The organism is Devosia sp. LjRoot3, from assembly GCF_964252865.1.
In the GTDB taxonomy this organism is placed as follows: domain Bacteria; phylum Pseudomonadota; class Alphaproteobacteria; order Rhizobiales; family Devosiaceae; genus Devosia.
Map to the genome: position 1 here is coordinate 113,690 of NZ_CAXUPK020000005.1, position 21,997 is coordinate 135,686.

Genomic DNA, 21,997 nt, shown 5'->3' on the forward strand with positions numbered 1-21,997 from the left:
ATTAAGTCGTCATTAACCATGTAGGGCAGATTTTGCCTGCAACAGGAATCTCGGGGGCGAGTCAGTCAGTGCGTATAGAATCCGCCAATCGGATGAGCAGTGTAGCGTCGCGCGCTTCCGTCGGGAAATATGCGCCAGGCCAGTCCTTCACCATGGCCGACGTGTCGGCTCCGGCCCGCGTGGCGCGGGCGGCTCCGGTTTCGCAGGTGGCCCCGCTCGATGCCATCCTTGCCATTCAGTCCGTGGGCGATGCCATGGGCGGCAAGCGCAAGGCGGTCAAACGCGGCACGAACCTGCTCGACATTCTCGACGGCATCAAGGCCGATCTCCTGGTCGGCATTATCACGCCCGAGCGTATGGACGCCCTTATCGAAGAGCTCAGTGTCTATCGCGATCGCACCGAGCCAGGGCTCGACGCCGTGCTCGATGATATCGAATTGCGGGTCCGCGTCGAGCTCGCCAAACAGGGCCGATTCCCTGACTTTTGAGCTATCGAATGATCCGGAAAAGTGGACGCTGATTTTCGGAAAAGATCGCGCTGCTGTTCAAATTGTGGACAAAGGCGGGCCCAAGCTTCATCAAAATGTTGTCAGACTCGCGCTATGCACCTGAAGCAAAGGGGCTTTTCATAGTTAAGGCTCTTTAAGAACTTCGCTTGCTCGGGGTTGACCTGCGGCATATATAGGCCGCCGTGGGGTGCATTGGAGTTGAGTCTGCTGATGTCTTCGGTTGAAGTGATTGAATACCGGCCGAGTGAAAACGAGCCGTTCATGAACCCGCGGATGCGGGAGTACTTCCGAAACAAGCTTCTGGCCTGGAAGGACGAGATCCTGCGGGAAAGCCGCGGAACTCTGGAAAACCTTCAGGAAGAAAGCCAGAACCATCCTGATATGGCCGACCGGGCGAGCTCGGAAAGCGACAGGGCACTGGAGCTGAGGACGCGCGATCGCCAGCGCAAGTTGATCGGCAAGATCGACTCGGCACTGAAGCGGATCGACGACGGTACCTACGGCTTCTGCGAAGAAACCGGCGACCCGATTGGTGTCGCCCGCCTCGACGCCCGCCCGACCGCCACGCTCAGCCTCGAGGCGCAGGAGCTGCACGAGCGGCGCGAAAAGGTCTATCGCGACGAGTAAGACAGAGATTTGAAGCCCGCTTTCGAGCGGGCTTTCTTTTTTGCGTCAGCTTTTGCCGCTTAGCCGTTCTTCGGAAAGCCTTTTCTAGATTCCACGCGCGTGCCGCGGAAGACTGCCCTCGTTCAATACCGGGTGCCTGCGACAGGTCGAATTGCGGCGGTATGGGCTCAGCTTTCGAGGCGTGAGCGATTGCGCTCGTGGATGGCCTCGGCCTCCGGCGACATCTGCTCGGCAAAATCTGCCATCTCGAAGGCGGGACGGATTTCGATCTCGCTGTCGGTCAACATGGGATTGGGGCAACGCTTGACCCATTCGACGGCCTCGTCCATGTCGCGCACTTCCCAGATCCAGTAGCCGGCAACCAATTCCTTGGTTTCGGCAAAGGGCCCGTCGATCACCGAACGGCCGGTGCCGCTGAAGACGACGCGCTTGCCATATTTGCTGGGTTTCAGCCCATCGCCACCGAGCATGATCCCGGCATCGACCAGCTGCTCATTGTAGCGGCCCATTTCCTCGAGCATCTGGGCCTCGGGCATGACTTCGGCTTCGCTATCGACAGTGGCTTTCACAAAAACGACGACACGCATCGGATGTCTCCTCGGTTGGCAGTGCGCAATTGCCTGCTCGTCTTGGCGACGATCCTAGCCGGACTGCTTCGACATTTGAGAGACGAAAACGCAAAAATGACAACGGGGCCTTTCGGCCCCGTCTGCATGAGATGGTGCGAGTGAAGTTCAGAAGCCGAACACGGTGGTGATGCCGCTCTGGCCATTGCCGTTCTGCATGCACTGAGCGTCGGTCGCTTCGCCGAACTGGAACAGGCCGCAGGTATTGTTATTGCCGTTCTGGCTGATCGTGCCGTTGTGGCCATTGCCGTCCTGGACGATCAGACCCGAATTGTTGGAGCCGTTCTGGCTGAACCCGGCCGAATTGAAATTACCGTTCTGGAAGGCATTGCCGCCATTGGCCGACATGCCCTGGACGACGGAGAACATGCGCAGGCCAAGACCAAGCGCCTGGGCCTGGTCAGGGTCGGTGGGGGCGAAGCCGATCGAGATTTGACCACCGGCCATGGCGGGCGAAATGCCAATGAGAAGAGCGGTGACGGCGGCGGCGACGGTCTTGGTGAAGGTGGCGGTCATTTGGTCTCTCCAAAGTGTTTGTGCGTTCCCGGTGCTGGTCTTCCAGCTCATGAAACGAGGTTAGCCAGCCTCGACTGAACCCATTCGGAGCGGCACATTCAGATTTCGTTCACGGAATCTTCAGCGGCAAAAAAAGAGCCCCGGCCGAAGCCGGGGCAGGTCTTGGGTCAAGGGAAGGTCATCCTGACCCGCTTCGTCACGGGGTGCGACGAACTGGAAACCTGCTCACGTCCGCGTAGCGGTCTGCGAGCAGTCAAAGGTCTTGCCATTGGCCGTCACGGTGAAATCGACGCTGACATTGGAGCCGGCATTGATCATCACCTGGCCGAGAGAAATCTCGGCATTGGGCGCGGCGGAAAACTGTCCGCCCTGGCTGATATTGGTGGAGCCACCGCCGCCTGCGCTCTTGAGTGCGAAGCGGTATTCGCCCGTCAGGGCAGTGGGGCTCACAAGCGTGCCTTCAAGGGCGAGCATCCCGCCCTGGGTTTTGCTGATGACGCCACAGGCGAAATCGCCACCTGCTGCATTGGCATTGGCGGCAAAACCCAGGGCGGTGACAACAGCGACGGCCGCGAAGGTGGTTTGAATGAGTGGGTGAAGCATGTCGTCCTCCTGATGAATGGAAGGGGCCGGCGGCGCCGGCCCCGTTTCGCAGAGGTTACGGGCAGGCCTGCACGAAGGCCGTCACATTGCCCGAGCCATGCTGGGTGACATTGGCGTTGCAATTGTTGCCGACCTGCACGCCGGCGGCGACATTGCCATTGCCGTCCTGGGTGACGACTGCATTGTGATTGCTGCCGAACTGGCCGACGCCGGCCTGATTGTTCCAGCCGTTCTGGTAGACGTCGCCGTAGTTGTTGACGCCCTGCTGGCCGATGGCCGAGACGTTGTTGCCGCCATACTGCTGGCTCACGGCGCTGTTCCACCAGCCGTTCTGCTGAGCGGCAAAAGTGTTGTTCCAGCCGGACTGGCCGCCACCGACCGAATTCCCGAAACCGGTCTGGTCGATATAGATGCCGCCGGCCATTGCTGCGGGGGCAGCCGAAGCGGCGATAACGGTGGCAGCAACGGCGGTAATGATGAACTTGCGGATCATTTGAAGTCTCCTGGTTTGCTGCGGTCCCTCCGACCGCTTGTTGATGGAGACTGTTCTAGGCGTGTGATCCGGAACGGCATCTGAAGCGGGGATTCAGAATTCGTTCATCGGCAGAAAAATGCGGAAATGATTCCGGGGTTTGAGGTAAGTGGTTGTTCGCAAGAGGCTTTCATCAAACTCGATGCGGCACCCTCCCCTTGACGGGGAGGGCTGGGGAGGGGTGTTCACGCGCTCAGATGTTTGTGGCTCCCGCACCCCTCCCATCCTCCCCCATCAAGGGGGAGGTGCTGGGCCGGTGGTCTTGGCAAGATGGTGCCCCAAAACTCGATGCGACACCTCCCCCTTGATGGGGGAGGCCGGGAGGGGGTGACGGCACTCTCAATTTCAGCGGCTCAATAACCGCGAAGACCCCTCAAGCCCGCCCGTACCGGCGCTTCAAATGCGCCTTGAAGAACTCCGCATTCAGCGGCTCGCCCGTCGCCCGCGTGATCAGGTCCGGCGTCGAATAGCGCGAGGCGGCCTGCCAGATATTGTCCGACCGCCACTGGTTGATGGCCGCGAACTCACCCTGCCGCATCTGTGCCCGCGCATCCGGCACGGCCTTTTCCATCGCCGCCCATTGCTGCGCCGCGATCATGGCGCCCAGCGTATAGCTCGGAAAATAGCCAAAGGCGCCGCCCGGCCAATGCACGTCCTGCATCGGCCCATCCTTGGGATCGTTGATGGTCGAAATCCCGAGATACTCCGTCATCTTGGCGTCCCAAGCTTCCGGAATCTGGCTCGCCTCCAGCTTGCCCGCCACCAGTTCCTGTTCCAGCTCATAGCGCAGGATGACATGGAGCGGATAAGTGACCTCGTCGGCATCGACACGAATATAGCCGCGCTCGACATGGTTCACTTCGTTGAGAATATCGGCGATCTCCCAGCCGGGAATTGCATCTTCGCCGAGATGCTGGCCGACCAGCGGCAGCAGGTATTCCCAGAATTCGGGGCTGCGCGAGAGCTGCATTTCCACGAACAGGCTCTGGCTTTCATGCATGCCCATGCCGCGCGCCTTGCCCAGCGGCCAGTGCGACCAGTCCTTGGGCAGGCCCTGCTCATAGAGCGCATGACCCGTCTCATGCAGCACACCCATCAGCGAGGACAAAAACTCATCCGTCCGATAGCGCGTGGTCATGCGCACGTCGGTCGGCACACCACCGCAGAACGGGTGATGCGATACGGCCAGTGAACCATGGGTGAAATCAAAGCCCACGGCGCGCATCGCGGCGAGACCAAGTTCGCGCTGCTTTTCAATGGGGTAGGGGCCATTGAGCTGCTTGCGCGGGCGCTTGGCCAACCGCTCCTCCTGCACCGCCAAAGCCTCGGGCACAAAGCCCTTCAGGAAGCTCTTCAAATCCGCAAAGATCGGATCGATTCCGGTTACGCGATTGCCCGGATCATATTGATCCATAAGGGCATCATAGGGCGCGAGCTTGAGCACATCGGCACGCAACTGCGCCTCTTCTCGCACCAGCGCCACCACCCCTTCGAGCGCCGGCAGGAACGTGTCCCAATCGCCCTTCGCCCGCAGATCGCGCCAGAGCTGCTCCGAGCGCATGGTCGCCGCCGTCCGCCGCTCGACGAACTCGGTGGGCAGGCAGGTTGCATTGATATAGCTGCGCTCGAACTCGGCCACGGCCAGCTTCTGGTCGGCATCGAGATCTTCGCTTTTCGCCTTGGCAATCCAGTCGCCGATCTCAGGCGCCGTCGCCTGGGCGTGATACATGCCGGCCAGATTCGCCATGGCCTCGGCGCGCTTGTCGCCACCGCCCACTGCCATATGGGTCGCCTCGTCGGCCCCGAGAATGGACAACGCGTGCTCCAGCGCCTCAAGCTTGCGGCCAAGGGCGTCGAGTTTCTGGAAGGACATGGATTGGTCTCCTAAAGGTCGGGAGATGTTTTCCATAGAGATGGCGGGGGATCAATGTGCCCGCCCCCAAAAAGGGGCAGAGGCGCAGCCGGGGAGCTGCGCCTCATATAGGCCGTATGGCTTCTGCCGATCGGCCGGGCGACCCTTCTGGATCGGCCCGGGGGAACGACGGCACGCAATGGGGACGACGCGCCGCCGAATTCTGTGATTGTTAGAACGGCAGGATGGCGTCGAGGACCTGCTGGCCGTAGCGCGGCTGCTGCACGTCGGTGATCTGGCCGCGGCCGCCATAGGAAATGCGGGCTTCGGCGATCTTGGTCGAGGCGATCGTATTGTTCGCCTGGATGTCCGACGGGCGTACGATGCCCGAGACGATCAGGTCGCGCACTTCGAAGTTCACGCGCACTTCCTGGCGCCCTTCGATCACGAGATTGCCGTTCGGTAGCACCTGGGTGATCACGGCGGCAATGGAGGTTTCCAGCGCTTCCGAGCGGTTCACCGAGCCGGCGCCGGCATCGTTGATGCCCGAGGTCAGGTCGATCGCTGCGGCCGGGTCGATGGCGCCGCCGGAGAGATTTTCAACGGCCGATCCAAAGATCCCGCCCATGCCGGCCGAATTGGTCGAGGAGCGGTTACGGTTCGTCGTATTGCTGATCTTGGCGCTGTCATCGACCATGACCTTGACGGTCAGGATGTCGCCGACGCGGTGCGCGCGCTCGTCCTTGAAGAAGCCGCGGGCCGAGGTGCGGTAGAGCGAGTTCGACTGATAGGTGTCGGCGATCGGCTCGGGCATCGGCATGCGCACGGGCTGGTAGCCGGCCATGGCGGTCGGATCCTGGATCTGCGTCAGCGGCGGGGCATTCCCGACATTGGCGAGGCGATCCATCGTGTTGCAGGCGCCGAGGGCTGCCGTCAGGGTAAGCAGGGTGACGATCTTGAAGGTTTTCATAGCTATCGATCCCGATTAGAGGCCGGCAAGCGACACGGGCGCACCGGTCACTTCGACCGTGCCCGGCGCTACGGCCGTCGCGCTGATCACGCGCTTGGACATGAGATTGAGCACCTGCAGGCTGGAACCGCTGCTGGCACTGGTGATGGCCTGGCCCTTGACCGTCAGGGTCATGGGGCCGCGCCGATAGATGATGGTCACCAGATCATTCTTGGTGACGGCCAGTGGCGCGCTGACATCGCTCAGGCGTAGCAGCATGCCTTCGCGGCTCTGGCGGTTGAGCGCCATGCCGACAAGCTGCTCGATGGGCGCAAAGGCGTAGGCATTGGCCTGTCCTGCCGGCACCGGGCGCATAACCAGATGTTCGGGCAGGAGGATCGTGCCGGCCGCCAGGTTTGCCGCCAGGTGCGGCATCTCGACGGTCATGTCGATCGTGCCGCCCAGGTCGAGCACGGTCTTGTTGTCGGCGAGGATAAAGCGGGCGGAAAAGTCGCGACCGCCGGCGGTGTAGCGCAGGCTGTCGAGCCGTACGGCGACGCCGCTGGTCGAAACCTGGATGGGGTCAATGAAGCGCGAGAACTGCAGCGTGGTGTTGACGCCGGGACCGACGAGACCACGGGCCGAAAGGTCCGCCATCACCAGGTCCTTGAGCTGGGCCTCATCCACGATCATGCCGGCACGCGTCACATTCACCGCCGAAAGGCCATTGGCCTCGAAGCTGGTGATGCCGATGCGGGCGGCCGCGGAGCGGATGGCAGCGATATCCACCTTGCCGGTCGTGCCCGGTGCCGGTGCGCTGAAGATAGCCGTCTCGGCCAGCGGGCCGGCATCGTCGAACATGTCGGCCACAGTGACGACCTGAGTGGTCACCGTGACGTCGCCGCGCAGCGCGGGCGCTGCCTCGACGGTGGCGGCTGTGAGCGAAAGCATGCTCACCAGGGCCAGTTTGGAAAAATGGCTCACCTTTGCCTCCTATTACCGGAGCTGGCTCGTGGCCTGCATCATCTGGTCGGCGCCGGAGATGACGCGAGCGTTCATCTCATAAGCGCGCTGAGCAGCGATCAGGTCGGCGATTTCGGTCACCGAATTGACGTTGGCCATTTCGAGATAGTTCTGCATCAGGTTGCCGGTGCCGTCGGTGTTTGCCACGCCGATCTGGGCAGGGCCGCTGGCCGCGGTTTCAAGGAACAGGTTGTCGCCCATCGATTCGAGGCCCGACTTGTTCACGAAGCGTGCCATCTGGAGCTGGCCAAGCTGGACAGGCTCGCCGGCGGTGCCGACGAAGGCTTCAACCGTGCCATCGGGCGAGATCGAAACGCCGGTGGCGTCACCCGGAATGGTGATGCCGCCCGTGATCTGGTAGCCGCTCGAATTGACCAGCGTGCCGTCCTGGCTGCGCTCGAACGAACCGTCGCGAGTATAGGCGGTCCGGCCATCGGGCAGATCGACCATGAAGAAGCCTTCGCCGCGGATCGCGACGTCGAGCTCGCGCTCGGTCATGCTCACGCTGCCCTGGCTCATCACGCGGGGCGTTGCGACAGTGCGCACACCCGAACCGATTTCGAGGCCGGCCGGCACCAGCGTGCCCTGGTCCGAAGTCTGCGACCCGGCGCGGGAAATCTGCTGGTAGAGCAGGTCTTCAAACTCGGCACGCTGGCGCTTGAAGCCGGGCGTGCGCATGTTGGCGATATTGTTGGAGATGACTTCGACATTGCGTTCCTGCGCGCTCATGCCGGTCGATGCGATGTAAAGAGCTTTCATGGCGGGTCCTCAATGTCAGGCGGAAACGGAGCCGAGGCGCTTGATGGCATCGCGACGCATGTCGTCCTGCTTCTGGCCCAGCGAGGCGATGGATTCGTAGGCGCGGGTCACGCGGATCATCTCCGACATTTCCGCCACGCCCGAGACGTTGGACTTTTCGGTAAAGCCCTGCAGTACGCGCGAATTGGTGGCGGCGATCGGCGTGCCACCGGACATCAGGTTATTGCCTTCGCGAACGAGAGCCTGCTGCTCTTCGAATTCGACGATGCGCAGCCGGCCCTTGGCGCCGGCGCTGGACGAGATCGAACCATCCGCGCCGATGGTGATGTCGGTTTCTTCTGGGCCGAACTGGATCTGGCCGCCGTCGCCGAGCACCGGATTGCCCGAAAGGTCGACCAGCGTACCGGCATTGTTGAGCTGGAAAGCGCCGGAGCGGGTCCAGCGTTCGCCGCCGGCCGTCTCAACGGCAAAGAAGCCGTCGCCGGCAATGGCGACATCGAGGGGCGAACCGGTCTGGACCATGGCGCCGTCGGAAAAGTCCTGCACGGTCGCCCAGTCCTGGACGTAAGAGAGCGTACGATCGTCGCCCGCAAAATCTCCATGGGCGGCAACCGGCATCTTGTATTCTTCGAACAGAAGCTGTTCGGCCTTGAAGCCTGTGGTGTTAACGTTGGCGATATTGTTCGCCACCATGTCCATGTGGCGCTGCAGCGCCATCTGGCGCGACAGGCTGATGAGTTGTGCGTTCTCGATCATCTCGATCCCCGGTTTCTTAAGTCCCCGAGATGGCCTGCTTCCCCAAGCCTGCCGCCTCGCCTCTCGAATTGCAGAAACCATGCCAGATCCACAAAATGTGTAATTTCAACACGTTAGGTGGCTACATAGGTTAATTCTGCCGAGGGTGCTTTTGGTGTGGCGGCAATAACTACTCGGCAGAACTTGCCGGGTTGGGGCTAAAAGTAACCAGTCGTTAACCAAGATGGCATTAGGTGGACATGCGGCCGGAATCGTCTGGTCTCAAGACTATCTCTTGCGGGGGCATTATGGCGACGGAAGCGGAAGTTGGCGGTGAAGCGCCAGCCAAGAAGGGCGTCAACAAGCTTTTCATTATTATTGGCGCTGCGGCCGTTGTGGTCCTTCTTGCAGGCGCCGGGCTCTTCTTCTTCATGTCCTCGGGCAGCTCTGCTCCGGCAGCCGATGCGCATGCCGCTCCGGCCGGCGAGCACGGTGCCGCTGCGGGCGAGCACGGGGCAGGGGCTGCCGATACCTTCATCTTCAATCTCGAACCGATGATGGTGAACCTGCAGAGCGTCGATGGCGTGCAGAACTACATGAAGCTCACCGTGGCGCTCGAAGTGGCCGATGAGACCATGATGACCGAGATCCAGCCCAAGCTCGCCAAGGTCATCGATGCCTTCCAGGTCTATATGCGCGAGCTGCGCAAGTCCGACCTCGAAGGCTCGGCCGGCGTCTACCGCCTCAAGGAAGAGCTGCTGCGCCGCGTGAACCTTGCCGTCTATCCGGCCCGCATCGAAAGCATTCTGTTCAAGGAAATCCTGGTGCAGTGATGGCTGGTCCTTCCGATCAAGACAAACTCTCGGAAGACTGGGGCCTCGACACCATCGACGCTCCGAGCTCTTCCTTCGACATCCCGGGTGAGGATGGCGGCGAAGAAGACTGGGCTGCCATGCTCAAGGCCAGCCAGGATGCGGCCGCTGATGGCGGCGTGGATCGCGTCCTCAATCAGGACGAGATCGACAATCTACTCGGCTTCGACGCGGCCACAGCCAGCAATGTCGAGCTCAGCGGCGTTCAGGCGCTGATCAACAATGCGCTCGTCAGCTACGAGCGTCTGCCGATGCTCGAAATCGTCTTCGACCGCCTCGTGCGTCTGGCGACGACTTCGCTGCGTAATTTCACTAGCGACAACGTGGAAGTCTCGCTCGACTCCATCTCGTCGGTGCGTTTCGGCGACTATCTCAATTCCATCCCGCTGCCGGCCATTCTCTCGGTCATCAAGGCGGAGGAATGGGAGAATTACGGCCTCCTCACCGTCGACTCCAACCTCATCTATTCGATGATCGACGTGCTGCTGGGTGGCCGTCGCAGCGGCGTCACGGTGCGCATCGAGGGTCGTCCCTATACGACCATCGAACAGGCTCTGGCCCAGCGCCTCATCGAGGTGATCCTTGAAGACACCAAGCGCGCCTTCGAGCCGGTCACCCAGATCAATTTCAAGCTCGAGCGCATGGAAACCAATCCGCGCTTTGCAGCCATCTCCCGGCCGAACAACGCCGCCATCCTGATCGAACTCCGCATCGAAATGGATGACCGCGGCGGCAAGGTCGAAATCCTTCTGCCCTACGCCACCATCGAACCCATCCGCGAACAGCTCCTGCAGATGTTCATGGGTGAAAAGTTCGGCCGCGACCCGATCTGGGAAGGGCACCTGGCAACGGAAATCTATCAGGCCGACGTCGAGATCGACGCCGTCCTCCACGAACAGGAATTGCCCCTGTCGCGGCTTCTGGCGCTCAATGTCGGCGATACGGTGATGTTCGAGCGTTCGCCGAGCGATCCGGTCCTGCTGCGTTGCGGCGATGTCGAGCTTACCGAGGCCATTATGGGCCATATCGGAAATTACGTTTCAGTGCGGGTCACCCGCCCCCTCAATCCGCCGAAAGTCACTATGGCGGCCTTTGAGGCTATTGATGAATCTATGGAAGGTCGATGATGTTGGGCTTGTCGATGGGATTGTTCATTGAAGCTGCGGTCGCAGTGCTCATGGCGCTTACCCTGGGCTATTGCGTTATTCTCAACCGCCGCCTGGCACATCTTCACGCTGACCGCGAAGCGCTCAAGCTGATGGTGGGCGATCTGGTCACGGCCACCAACCTCGCCAATCAGGCGATCAAGGAACTCAAGTCTACCGCCGTCGAAGCGGACATGACGCTGAGCTCGCGCCTCGAAGAAGCCGAGCGTTTCGGTATCGAGCTTGCCAACCACATCAATTCCGGCGCCGCCATGATGCAGCGCATCGTGCGCCTGACCAATGTCGCCCGCCAGCACCCCGTGCTTGCCACGCCGACGCAGGCGGCCGAACAGGCCGACCGTATGGACGGCAAGCAGCCCAACAAGGTGCGCGCCGCGCTCGAACAGCTTTCGACGCGCGTCAGTAATCGTGGAGTTGCCGCGTGAACCGGATTCGCCTGCTCCCTGTCGTTATCCTGATGGTGGCAGCCCTCCTGGTCCTCAAGACCGTGGGTCTGGTTACCCAGGGGCACTACGCTCTCTCGGGCGTCACCCCGGCCATGGCGGCCGGTGGTGGTGGCGGCGAGGCTGCGGGCGGCCATGGCGGCGACGCGGCAGCGCCCACCGCAACTGCCACTTTGCAGCAGCCGACGCTTTCGGATGCTGCCCCGACCCTGGGCGATACTGCTCCCACGCTTGGCCAGCAGGCTGCGGCCGAGGCCGGTGGTCATGGTGCCCCGCCTGCTGCTGAAGGTGCCCATGGCGCGGCGCCTGCGCCTGAAGGCGAGCACGGCACTGCCCCGGTTGCCGAAGGCGAGGTGGTTCAGGTCGCCGAAGCCAATGTCGAGGCCGCTCCTGCCAGCGGAGAGCATGGCGGCAGCAATAGTGTTGCCGATTTCAATGGCTGCGCTCCGCGTGCCGTCGGCGAATCCGAAGGTGGCCAGCTCACGGTCGTCTCGGGCGATTGTCCGCCGCAGGTCGATGCCGTGCCGCAATTGTCGACGCCGACCGGCAATGTCGACATCGGCGGCTCCGACCCGACGCTCACCGAGCAAGTCCTGCTCGATCGTCTGGCCGCGCGTCGTACCGAACTTGAAACCTACGAGCAGGAACTTGCCCTGCGCGCCTCGCTCATCGACGCAGCCGAACAGCGCGCCAATGAACGGACGGCCACGCTCCAGGCCCTCGAAGCGCAGATCGCGACCCTGGTCGAAGAGCGCAAGAGGCTTGAAGAAGAGCAGTTCACCTCCATCGTCTCCATGTATCAGACGATGAAACCCAAGGACGCTGCAGGCATCTTCAATCAGCTCGAAATCGACATTCTGGTGCGTGTCGCCAAGATGATGTCGCCGCGCAAGATGGCGCCGATTCTCGCAGCGATGGATACGGCGCGGGCGCAGGAATTGACCGTGCGACTCGCTTCCGAGACTTCGGAGAATCCCGAAGAGATGCAGGCGGCAGATCTCGCGGCCCTGCCGCAGATCGTCGGCCAGTAAGATCAAGTGAAGGGGCGGCTGTCACCGCCCCTTCACATCTCCCACGGTGTCATTCCCGCGAAAGCGGGAATCGCTGTTTCAGGCACCGCACTGCGATTCCTGCTTTCGCGGGAATGACGTTGGGAAAGGCCGTGCCATCGGGCTCTGCCTCCTGCTTCGGCGCTTTTCTTTCGCCCCGAAATGCTCAGGCGTAATCGCGCGTTAAGCATGTCTGCCTAAGCTGCCGACAGTAGAATCTGGTGCCTCGTCTTGTGCGCCAGGGCAGATGGAAGTCGTGACAATGACGATCAACCCGGGTTGGCTGAAGCCGCGGAATATTCTTGCTGCGGCATTGCTGTCGGTCAGCCTCCTGTCCGTCTCTGTGGCCATGGCCCAGGAACAGGCGCAGTTCTTCGCCACCCAGGAAGAGGGCTACGGCCGTCTCGTCGTCAGCTTCCCGGACCGGGACACCATGCCGGCTTATGCCATGCGCATGAGCAATGGCGTGCTGTCGCTCGAATTCGACGAGCCGATCTCCCTCGTGCTTCCGGACGTTGCTTCGATCATGCCCGAATATCTGTCCGTGGCGCGGCTCGACCCGACCGGCACGGGCCTGCGCATCGGTCTTCGTACCACGCTCAATTTCAACCGCACCGAAGCAGGCACCAAGCTGTTCATCGACCTTCTGCCGCCCGACTGGCAGGGTTCGCCCCCACCGCTGCCGCAGGATGTGCTCGACGAAATGGCCGAGAAGGCCCAGCGCATCGCGCTACGCGATGACCAGAAGCGCAAGGCGCAGGTCGTCGCCGAGCAGAACCCGATCGCCAGTCTCCGCATCGGCCGCAATCCAACCTTCATGCGCTTGCAGTTCGATTGGACCATTCCCACCGGCGGCGAATTCGACTTTTCCGGCGAGCAAGGCCGCATCGATTTCGAATGGCCGGTCGGTATCGACCTGCGCGAGCTGCTGACCGATCTGCCGTCCGAAATCGTCTCGGCGAAAAATGAGGTCACCCTCGATGGCAGCGCCGTCGAGCTGAAGTTCGGCCGCGGCGTAACCCCGCGATTCTATTCGACCGGACCCAACCAGTATGTCCTCGACATCGATATTGCGGGCGAGGGGCTCCCTGAATTCTCCGCCGCCGCCCTGGCCACGGAAGCGCCTGCTGGCGCGCCGGCCGTCGAGGGGCAGCAGCCCGGCGTGGCTGCGACAGGTAGCGACCTGACCGCCACCGACCCTGAAAAGATCACCCCCTTCATCACGACGCTGGGCAGCACCGTGCGCGTCGTCTTCCCCTTCGTGCAGGAAACGCCCTCCGCGATTTTCCGCCGCGGCGATTCCGTCTGGATGGTCTTTGATACGCACAGCGCCATCCAGCTTCCCGAGGAGCTCGAAAAGCTCTCCGCCATTTCGAGCGAATTCGTCGTCACCACGGTCGACGATGCGCAGGTCGTTCGTATCGACCTCTCGCAGGATCGGCTCGCCACCATCGGCTCCGAGGGCCAGGCCTGGGTTCTTTCGCTCGGCGACGTCATGATGGCGCCGACCGAACCCATGGAGCTGACCCGTCGTCGCGACATGCGCGGCGACTTCGAAATGGTCGCCAATCTCGTGCGCCCCGGCCGCGTCCACGATTTCCAGGATCCGCTGGTCGGCGATCATCTCAGCGTCATCACCGCCTATCCGCCCGCCCGCGGCATTACCCGTTCGCTCGACTATGTGGATTTCTCCGCCCTGCAGAGCGTCCATGGCCTCGTGATCCGCCCCAAGGCCGACAATCTCGAAGTGGCGCTCGAAAACGCCCTCGCGGTCATCACGGCAGACGAGGGGCTGGAAGTGTCGTCCACCGACACGCTCCGCCAGGACCTTCCCTCGTCGGCCCCGAGCCAGCGCGCCAGCTTCATCGATTTCGATCCGCTGCAGCAGCCCGATTTTGCCCTTTTCGCCAAGCAGCGTGACGAGCTCGAAGCCGCCGCAGCCGCCAGCGATGGTCGTGCCCGCGATACGGCACGGCTCGACCTCGCCAATTTCTTCATCGCCAATGGGCTTTCTCACGAGGCGCTGGGCATCCTGCGCGTGATCAGCGAGACCCAGCGCAACGAGGAAGTGCTCAGCAAGGTCCAGATGAGCGAAGCCGTCGCCAATATCATGGCCGGCCGCCCCAAGGACGCGCTGATGCGCCTCAATGCCTCGGGCATGGACCAGGACGTCGACGCCATGTTCTGGCGCGCCATCGCCCGCTCGCAGAACGGCGACTATGCGGGCGCCCGCGCCGATGCGACCCAGGCCTATTCCATCATCGACAGCTACCCGTCCTGGGCGCGCGAAATGTTCCTGCTGGCCGCCACCCGCGCGGCCGTCGAAGAACACTATGCCGATCAGGCGCAGGAAATGATCGGCGACGTGGTCTTTGCTGCGCTCAGCGAAGATCAGGTTGGCGAATTCAGCCTGCTCTCCGGCCGCATTGCCGAAGAACAGGGTCGTCTTGACGCGGCCATCGACATGTATGGCCAGGCCATCGCCACCGAAGTCCGTCCGGCTCGCGCCGAAGCGGTTTACCGCACGCTCGGTATTCTCGATAAGCAGAAGCGCCTCGATGTCGTGCGTGGCGCGCAGACCCTTGCCGCCGAAGCGCTGCTCTGGCGCGGCGACGCCCTCGGCGCCGATATGCAGGGCATGCTGGCCGATCTCTATTTCCGCACCGGCGAATATCGCCAGGGTTTTGAATCGGTCATGGCTGCTGTTGCCAGCGATCCGGAAAGCCGCGACGTACAGGCCCTGAGCGACCACGCTCAGCGCATGTTCAACGACCTCTTCCTCAACGGTCTCGCCGACTCCATCGGCCCCGTCGAAGCGCTTGGTATCTATTACGATTTCCGCCAGTTGACGCCGCCCGGCGCCCGCGGCGACGAAATGATCCGCAATCTCGCGCGCCGTCTCGTGCGCGTTGACCTCTTGCCCCAGGCTGCCGAGCTGCTGCAATACCAGCTCGACAACCGTCTGCGCGGCGTTGCCCGCACCGAAGTCGCCTCCGACCTCGCCGTCATCTACCTTGCCGAGCACAAGCCGGCCGAAGCCATGCGCGTGCTCAACGATACGCGCCTGCCGGACCTCTCCGGCACGCTGGCCCGCCAGCGCCGAATCCTCGAAGCCCGCGCACTGCTCGATGGCGGCCGCGACCAGCTCGCGCTCGATCTCGTGCGCGAGCTCACCGGCCAGGATGTCGAACTCATGCGCATCGACGCGCATTGGCAGGCCAAGCGCTACGCCCAGGCCGGCCAGTTCATCGAAGCCCTTTACGGCGCGACCCCTGCCGGTGTTCCGCTCACCAAGGCCGCCCGCATGGGCATCCTGCAGGCCGGCGTCGGCTACGCTCTCTCCAACGACGCTGCCGGCCTCGCGCGCCTGCGCTCAAAGTATTCCGACGCCATGGTCAATTCTCCGGAATGGCCGATGTTTGACTATGTCACCGGCCCGATCGAAGTCACGAGCACCCAGTTCCGCCAGGTGGCTCAACAGATCGCCGCCGTCGACGGCCTCGAAACCTTCCTCGCCGCCTATCGCGAAGTCTACGAAAGCCAGGGCGCCCTGACGCCGGTATCGGCAACGGAAGAGGACGCCGGCTCGGTGGCTTCGCTCAGCGAGTAGGGGCCGATCAGGGCGAGATAGGCCGGGACGGAGCCGAATTCGGCTTCGACGAAGGCGAGGTCGCGACCATTGTCAGGCGCTGGCGTACTCTCTCACGGCGCATTCCAAAACTTCGGCTCTGACCTCGCCCGTGTAGACCCCGTTCAGTCGTTCGATGAGCATTGCAACGGCCCGATGCGCGAGTGCAGATGGCGCAACCCCCACTCTCGTCAGGGTGGGGCGCACGTAGCGCATTTCGGGCTGGTCGCCGAAGACCGCGACGGCGATGTCTTCGGGCACTCGGATGTTGTGATCGTGCAGGCGCGCCAGGCCCGCCATCGCCATGAGATAGTTGGCGAAGAAAATGGCGCTGGGCATGTCGCCCTTGTGAGTTTCTACCAGCCAGTCCACCGCCTCCTCGCCCGAGGGGGCGAGATAGGTGCCTTCGTATCGCAGATCGGCAAAAGGAGGAGCGCCGCCATCGGCAAGACCCTTCTCAAGGCCATCCGCCCGCGCCATTGCCTCGGCGAAATGCGCTGGCCCGGTGACGTGAGCAACACGACGGTGTCCCTTGGAGGCAAGTAGCTTTCCCATGGCATAGCCTCCGCCGAAATCGTCGATCTTGACGCTGTCAACGGCCCGATTCGGAAGGTCTCCGATAAAGACGGTAGGAATATCGAGCTTGAGTAGCTCGTCATGCATGCGGTGGAGCGCGAAGTCGCCGACGATAAGGCCATCAACGCGCTTGTTGCGGATCTGCCGGAGATATTCGCGGTTGTGGTCTTGGGGGTGCCCACCAGGCACGTCCGAGTTGAAGATCATGGTGTCGAGGCCGATGGCCTCGAGGTCCGATTGCGCCGTTTTGACCAGCTCCGGGTAGAATGGGTTACGGATATCGGGGATGAGTAGGGCCACGATATTGGTGCGGCCAGTACGCAGGCTCTGGGCCTGGGGATTGGGCACATAGCCCATTTCGTCGATCGCCGCGAGGACGCGGGTGCGAAGGTGCTCGGACACGCGGTCAGCGTGATTGAGCACATGCGAAACGGTGGTGCGGGAGACGCCCGCGCGTTCGGCAACCTTGGAAATCGTTGTCATACAGGGATCGCTATCATTGGCAAAATCGATTTGCAAATTGATTTGTGAATGCATTTGCAAAAGCGAAATTGCTTGTTATGGTGACTGCGTCGGATGGCGGCCAGACGCTGTCGACGGGATGGAAATGGGTTAGCACGGACAAGAAGCCGGCAATCCATCTCGCCATCGGGAGGACATCGATGTTGCATTTCGACTCTGTCACGTAAGGCCTCGGCCGACCTCTTCTTCTTCATCGCAAATGTCTCTCGCAGCTGCCGCCCGGCGCTGCGCAGTCATGTCTTTGCTTCATCGAGCCATCGCAACGAGCGCCCATCGGCGCGCGACCGGATGGTTGTTGCCCTAACGCTGCGGAATACCACATGAACGCTCCCTTTTCCGGCCTCGACGTCAATCTGGGTAATCTTTATCGCCTGTCTCAAGCCAAGACGCGCTCCATTTCACCGGAGAATTTCACCGGTGAAAAGGGCAGGGGCGGCATGGCCACCGAGGGCACGGGTGCCGAATGCGCCCGCGGCCTCGGGCAGGGCTGGAAAGTCTCGCCCTCCATTCGTATCGAAGCCAAGGAAACGCGCGTCCTCGCCGACATAGAAGGGCCTGGTGCCATCCAGCAGATATGGCTGACCACGGCCAACCTGCGCTGGCGCGACCTGATCCTGCGCATCTACTGGGACGATCAGGAGCATCCTTCGGTGGAAGCGCCGATCGGCGATTTTTTCTGCTCGGGCTGGAACCGCTTTGCGCAGGTCACTTCGCTCGCCGTCTGCGTCAATCCCGGCCGCGCGTTCAACTGCTACTGGCAGATGCCGTTCAAGAAGCGCGCCCGCATCACCATCGAAAACCGCGACCCCGATGATTTTGGCATCATTTACTATCAGGTCAATTATGCGCTGGCCGATGTGCCCGAAGACGCCGCCTATTTCCATGCTCAGTTCCGTCGCACCAATCCGCTGCCTTTCAAGGAGGACTACACCATCCTTGATGGTGTGACGGGCAAGGGCCAGTATGTCGGCACCTATATGGCCTGGGGCGTCAACAATGCTGGCTGGTGGGGCGAGGGCGAGATAAAATTCTTCATGGATGGGGACAAGGAATTCCCCACCATCTGTGGCACCGGCACGGAAGACTATTTCTGTGGTGCGTATAATTTCGACGGCGGGGTTGTGGATGCCACCATGGACAGCCGCTACCGCGAGTTCACCACGCCCTATGCCGGCTTGCCGCAGGTGCTGCGCCCTGATGGCACCTATCAGAGCCAGACGCGCTTCGGCATGTATCGCTGGCATATCCATGACCCGATCCGCTTCGACAGCGATCTGCGTGTGACGATCCAGGCCCTGGGCTGGCGCACGGAAAAGCAGCGCCGCCGCTATCTGCCCTTGCAGGACGATATCGCCTCGGTCGCCTTCTGGTACCAGACCCTGCCGGCGGCGCCATTCTCGCAACTGCCCGACCGCGACTATCTCGAGATCATCTGACCATGCATCTGCTCCGCTACATTGCTGGGCGGCTCGTGGTCTATGCGCTGGTGATCGTCTTCGCGCTCACCGTGCTGTTCTTCGTGCCGCGCCTTGGCCCCACCGATCCGGTGGAGGCCATGCTGGCCAAGGTTGCCTCGCAGGGCGCCTATATGGACCCCGCACAGGTCGACAAACTGCGCCAGTCCCTGATCGACACTTTTGGGCTCGGCGGCTCGCTGTGGGAACAATACGGCGCCTTCGTCAATCGCATCATCTTCAGCGCCGATTTCGGGCCATCGCTCTCGATGTATCCGACCCCGGTGATGGAGCTGATCTGGAATGCGCTGCCCTGGACCTTCGGTCTCCTGCTGAGCTCGACATTGATTGCCTGGGTCTTGGGCAATTTCGTCGGCCTGCTCTCCGGCTGGCGGCCCAACAGCAATAGCTCGCGGGTGATGGAGGGGATCGCGATCTGCCTCTATCCGATCCCCTACTACATCCTGGCGCTCGTGCTCTCGATCCTCTTTTCCTATGTCTGGAAGATCTTTCCGCTCACCACCACCATTCGCGGTGCGCCCTGGAGTTGGGAGCTGGTCTCCAGCATTGTCTGGAACTCGTTCCTGCCGGCCATGTCCATCGTCATCGTGGTGTTCGGCTGGTGGGTGATCAGCGTCAAGGCACAAACGACGGCCCTCAAGGAAGAGGAGTTCGCGCGCTATGCCCGGCTCAAGGGCCTGAGCGATGGCCGCATCCTTACCCGCTATATCCTCCCCAATGCCCTCCTGCCGCAGATCACCTTTCTCGCCCTGCAGATTGGGCTGATGTTCAACGGCTCGCTGATCACCGAAATCCTCTTCGATTATCCGGGTTTGGGGCTCCTCATCTACACCGCCGTGCTGCAGGGCGACTTCAACCTGCTCATGGGCACGATCAGCCTGTCGGTGATCGCGGTTGCCACCGCGACCATGATCATCGACCTCATCTATCCCCTTCTCGATCCTCGTATCCGGCACAGGTAGACCGATGCGCAGCTTCTTCACTCATGCGCCGTTCCGGCTCTATCTCGGCCTTCTGCTCCTGGCAGTCTGTATCGTCGTCGGTGGCATCCTGCCCTGGCTGGCACCCGGCGATCCCCTCGTCTGGTATTCGGCCCCGCGCAACCAGAACCCCAGCGCAGCCTATTGGCTCGGGACGACCAGCCTCGGCCAGGACGTGTTCTGGCTCCTCACTTACGCGCTACGCAATTCGATCATCCTTGGGCTGATCGTCGCCGGGCTCTCGACTGTTATCGGCGTGTTCCTCGGCTTGGCCGCGGGCTATGCCGGAGGCTGGCTTGATCGGGTTCTGAGCTTCTTCATGGATGCCTTGCTCTGCATCCCGACGTTACCCATCCTGATCCTGATGGCGGCCCTCTTCGGTGGGCAGTTGGCGCTGCCGATCGTCGGCCTGCTGCTCGTTGTCTTCAACTGGCCCTATCCGGCCCGCCAGGTGCGCGCCGTGGCGCTCACCATGCGAGAGCGCGAGTTCATCAACGTCGCATGGTTTTGCGGGGAGTCGAGCACCCGCATCCTCGTGCGGCACATCTTCCCCTATATCGCGGGCTGGTCGGCGGCCAATTTCATCAACACGGTTCTCGTCGGCATCTCCACCGAGAGCGCCCTTGCCGTGATCGGTCTCTCGAGCGCCCAACAGGCAACGCTCGGCACCATGATCTACTGGGCCATCAACTATCAGGCGCTGCTCGGCGGCAAATATGTCTGGATCGGTTCTCCCGTGATCGCCATCGTCCTCCTTTTCATTGGTCTCTTCCTTGTCTCCTCGGGCCTCTCCATGAAGTCCGCCGCCCGGAGGATGAGCGTATGATCAGCATCGACAACGTCACTGTCGGCTATGGCACGGCCGGTTTCATCACCGCAGTCGACCAAGTGAGCCTCACAATCGGCGACAACGAAATCATCGGCATTGCCGGGGAATCCGGATCGGGCAAATCAACCTTGATGCGGGCCGTCTATGGCGACTTTTCCACCGGCCTTGGCATCAAGTCGGGCACCATCAAAGGCCGCTTCACTGATGCCGCGACCGGCCAGGTGATCGAAAAACCATCGAGCCAGTTCCGCGATCTCTGGTGGGACCAGATCAGCTACATCCCGCAGGGCTCGATGAGCGTTCTCAACCCGCTCATGAAGATCGAGCAGCAGGTGATCGATGGCCTGCCCAAGCGCGAGCGTGGCGGCGGTCGCAAGGCGTTGCGCCAGAGGATTGCCACCTTCCTTGCCGGGTTCGGGCTCGAGGAAAACGTGCTCGACGCCTATCCGCACCAGCTTTCGGGCGGCATGCGGCAGCGCGTGCTTGTCGCCATCGCTGCCTTCGTCAATCCACGCCTCATCCTCGCCGACGAACCCACGACGGCACTCGATGTGGTGGTGCAGAAAAAGATCCTTCTCATGATGGTCGAAATCCAGCGGCGGCTGCAGAATACGCTCGTCCTGGTCAGCCACGATCTCGGCGTCCACTACCAGATCACCGACAGGCTGGTGATCATGTACAAGGGCCGGATCGTTGAGGCCGGGCGCACCGCCGACATCTTCGCCAATCCTCAGCACGACTATACCCGCAATCTCATCGCCTCGTTGCCGCGCCTCCACGGCCAGCGAGCGGTGGATCGGGTGGGAGCGGGCGCATGAGCGACGCTCCCATTCTTGAAGTTCGCAATGTCAGCCGGTCCTATCGCAAGGGCGGGTTCTTCAGCGGCACGGTCTTCAAGGCCGTTGACGATGTGTCCTTCGTTCTTCCGGCAAAGCCCCAGGTTTTCTCCATCGTCGGGGAATCGGGCTCGGGCAAGACCACGCTTGCGCGCATGGTGCTGCGACTGGTGGAACCGAGCGCAGGCGACATTCGCCTCATGGGACGCCCGCTGACCGGCAAGGAAGGGCGGATCGACAATCTCGAATTCCGCCGGCTGGTGCAGCCGATCTTCCAGAACCCCTTTGAAGCCTTCAGTGCCTATCTGCCGATCGAGGACTATCTCAGGCGCACCGCGCTCAATCTCAAAGTAGCCAAATCGGTCGAAGAGGCAGATCGCCTGGCTGACAGGGCGTTGCGTTCGGTCAATCTCAGCCTCGATCGTATCCGCGGCAAATACATCCGCCAGTTCTCGGGTGGCGAATTGCAGCGCATCAGCGTGGCGCGAGCCCTCATCCCGCAGCCGAAGCTGATCGTGGCCGACGAGCCGGTCTCGATGGTTGATGCGAGCCTGCGCATGTCCATCGTCAATCTCTTCCGCACCATCGTGGAAGAGCAGGGCGTCTCGTTCATCTACATCACCCACGACCTCTCCACGGCCTACTACCTCTCCGATCAGGTGGCGATCATGAACCGCGGCCGCGTGGTGGAGAGCGGCGTGCCCACCGACATCCTCGATCATCCGAGCGAGGCCTATACGCGCGAACTCATGGCAGCGATCCCCACAGTGGGGGAGCGCTGGAGCGAGCTCGACGCCATCGACCGTGCCTATCCATCCCAATCATCCCGGCAAAAGACTGGATCAATCCAGCCGCCGGCTAACGCCTGAAACAAACGGAGGAGAAATCAT

At 62.0% G+C, this 21,997-nt stretch carries 22 protein-coding genes; 12 read left to right on the plus strand and 10 right to left on the minus strand.

Annotated features, from left to right (window positions below):
- Positions 1-68 precede the first annotated feature (68 nt).
- Positions 69-488: a flagellar assembly protein FliX gene (locus ACSQ2A_RS17825; RefSeq protein ID WP_295411601.1), complete on the plus strand. Its 420-nt coding sequence runs from the start codon at positions 69-71 to the stop codon at positions 486-488.
- A 231-nt stretch (positions 489-719) separates the two neighbouring features.
- Positions 720-1,136 (plus strand): RNA polymerase-binding protein DksA, encoded by a 417-nt coding sequence (dksA, locus tag ACSQ2A_RS17830; RefSeq protein ID WP_295411602.1) that lies wholly within the window; start codon positions 720-722, stop codon positions 1,134-1,136.
- Positions 1,137-1,303: 167 nt separating this feature from the next.
- Here dksA and ACSQ2A_RS17835 read toward each other — a convergent pair whose 3' ends face one another.
- The 9 genes from ACSQ2A_RS17835 to flgF form a co-directional block, all read right to left on the minus strand.
- Positions 1,304-1,723: a YciI family protein gene (locus ACSQ2A_RS17835; protein ID WP_295411603.1), complete on the minus strand. Its 420-nt coding sequence runs from the start codon at positions 1,721-1,723 to the stop codon at positions 1,304-1,306.
- A gap of 147 nt (positions 1,724-1,870) precedes the next feature.
- Positions 1,871-2,278, minus strand: a complete 408-nt coding sequence (locus ACSQ2A_RS17840) for a curlin (RefSeq protein ID WP_436073319.1) — start codon at positions 2,276-2,278, stop codon at positions 1,871-1,873.
- A 225-nt stretch (positions 2,279-2,503) separates the two neighbouring features.
- Positions 2,504-2,881: a curli-like amyloid fiber formation chaperone CsgH gene (gene csgH / locus ACSQ2A_RS17845; RefSeq protein WP_436073320.1), complete on the minus strand. Its 378-nt coding sequence runs from the start codon at positions 2,879-2,881 to the stop codon at positions 2,504-2,506.
- 55 nt (positions 2,882-2,936) lie between these two features.
- Positions 2,937-3,374, minus strand: coding sequence for a curlin (locus ACSQ2A_RS17850; protein WP_436073321.1), 438 nt, complete (start codon positions 3,372-3,374; stop codon positions 2,937-2,939).
- 412 nt (positions 3,375-3,786) lie between these two features.
- Positions 3,787-5,286 carry a carboxypeptidase M32 gene (locus ACSQ2A_RS17855; RefSeq protein ID WP_436073322.1) on the minus strand — a complete coding sequence of 500 codons (1,500 nt, stop codon included), beginning with the start codon at positions 5,284-5,286 and terminating at the stop codon, positions 3,787-3,789.
- Between the two features lie 211 nt (positions 5,287-5,497).
- The gene (gene flgH / locus ACSQ2A_RS17860; protein WP_436073323.1) at positions 5,498-6,235 is read right to left on the minus strand and encodes a flagellar basal body L-ring protein FlgH; all 738 of its coding nucleotides are present in this window, start codon (positions 6,233-6,235) and stop codon (positions 5,498-5,500) included.
- Between the two features lie 15 nt (positions 6,236-6,250).
- Complete coding sequence (gene flgA, locus ACSQ2A_RS17865) at positions 6,251-7,198, minus strand: flagellar basal body P-ring formation chaperone FlgA (RefSeq protein ID WP_436073324.1); 948 nt, start codon at positions 7,196-7,198, stop codon at positions 6,251-6,253.
- Positions 7,199-7,210: 12 nt separating this feature from the next.
- On the minus strand, positions 7,211-7,996 hold the full coding sequence (flgG, locus tag ACSQ2A_RS17870) for a flagellar basal-body rod protein FlgG (RefSeq protein WP_295411610.1): 786 nt from the start codon (positions 7,994-7,996) through the stop codon (positions 7,211-7,213).
- Between the two features lie 15 nt (positions 7,997-8,011).
- Positions 8,012-8,749: a flagellar basal-body rod protein FlgF gene (flgF, locus tag ACSQ2A_RS17875; protein WP_295412250.1), complete on the minus strand. Its 738-nt coding sequence runs from the start codon at positions 8,747-8,749 to the stop codon at positions 8,012-8,014.
- A 290-nt stretch (positions 8,750-9,039) separates the two neighbouring features.
- On the opposite strand from flgF, the gene ACSQ2A_RS17880 reads away from it, so the two are divergent.
- The 5 genes from ACSQ2A_RS17880 (at position 9,040) to ACSQ2A_RS17900 (ending at position 15,871) form a co-directional block, all read left to right on the plus strand.
- A complete protein-coding gene (locus ACSQ2A_RS17880; protein ID WP_436073325.1) occupies positions 9,040-9,564 on the plus strand; it encodes a flagellar basal body-associated FliL family protein in 525 nt (174 codons plus the stop codon).
- Positions 9,564-10,730, plus strand: a complete 1,167-nt coding sequence (fliM, locus tag ACSQ2A_RS17885; protein WP_295411612.1) for a flagellar motor switch protein FliM — start codon at positions 9,564-9,566, stop codon at positions 10,728-10,730. The genes ACSQ2A_RS17880 and fliM overlap by 1 nt, the downstream gene beginning before the upstream one ends.
- Before the next feature lie 14 nt (positions 10,731-10,744).
- Positions 10,745-11,194, plus strand: coding sequence for a DUF6468 domain-containing protein (locus tag ACSQ2A_RS17890; RefSeq protein ID WP_295411613.1), 450 nt, complete (start codon positions 10,745-10,747; stop codon positions 11,192-11,194).
- Positions 11,191-12,243, plus strand: a complete 1,053-nt coding sequence (locus ACSQ2A_RS17895; protein ID WP_436073326.1) for a MotE family protein — start codon at positions 11,191-11,193, stop codon at positions 12,241-12,243. The genes ACSQ2A_RS17890 and ACSQ2A_RS17895 overlap by 4 nt, the downstream gene beginning before the upstream one ends.
- A gap of 280 nt (positions 12,244-12,523) precedes the next feature.
- Positions 12,524-15,871, plus strand: coding sequence for a hypothetical protein (locus tag ACSQ2A_RS17900; protein ID WP_436073327.1), 3,348 nt, complete (start codon positions 12,524-12,526; stop codon positions 15,869-15,871).
- Between the two features lie 72 nt (positions 15,872-15,943).
- On the opposite strand, the gene ACSQ2A_RS17905 is transcribed toward ACSQ2A_RS17900, so the two are convergent.
- Entirely contained in the window at positions 15,944-16,948 is a 1,005-nt protein-coding gene (locus ACSQ2A_RS17905; RefSeq protein ID WP_436073328.1) for a LacI family DNA-binding transcriptional regulator, read from the minus strand.
- A 359-nt stretch (positions 16,949-17,307) separates the two neighbouring features.
- Here ACSQ2A_RS17905 and ACSQ2A_RS17910 point away from each other — a divergent pair, with 359 nt between their 5' ends.
- Genes ACSQ2A_RS17910 through ACSQ2A_RS17930 form a run of 5 tightly spaced genes read left to right on the plus strand, consistent with a single transcriptional unit; the run spans position 17,308 to position 21,976 of the window.
- Positions 17,308-18,423, plus strand: coding sequence for a glycoside hydrolase family 172 protein (locus tag ACSQ2A_RS17910; RefSeq protein ID WP_436073329.1), 1,116 nt, complete (start codon positions 17,308-17,310; stop codon positions 18,421-18,423).
- A 2-nt stretch (positions 18,424-18,425) separates the two neighbouring features.
- A complete protein-coding gene (locus ACSQ2A_RS17915) occupies positions 18,426-19,424 on the plus strand; it encodes an ABC transporter permease (RefSeq protein ID WP_295411618.1) in 999 nt (332 codons plus the stop codon).
- A gap of 4 nt (positions 19,425-19,428) precedes the next feature.
- The gene (locus ACSQ2A_RS17920) at positions 19,429-20,268 is read left to right on the plus strand and encodes an ABC transporter permease (RefSeq protein ID WP_436073330.1); all 840 of its coding nucleotides are present in this window, start codon (positions 19,429-19,431) and stop codon (positions 20,266-20,268) included.
- Positions 20,265-21,089 (plus strand): ABC transporter ATP-binding protein, encoded by an 825-nt coding sequence (locus tag ACSQ2A_RS17925; RefSeq protein ID WP_436073331.1) that lies wholly within the window; start codon positions 20,265-20,267, stop codon positions 21,087-21,089. Before ACSQ2A_RS17920 ends, ACSQ2A_RS17925 begins: the two co-directional genes overlap by 4 nt.
- Positions 21,086-21,976, plus strand: a complete 891-nt coding sequence (locus ACSQ2A_RS17930) for an ABC transporter ATP-binding protein (protein ID WP_436073332.1) — start codon at positions 21,086-21,088, stop codon at positions 21,974-21,976. Before ACSQ2A_RS17925 ends, ACSQ2A_RS17930 begins: the two co-directional genes overlap by 4 nt.
- The last annotated feature ends 21 nt before the right edge of the window (positions 21,977-21,997 follow it).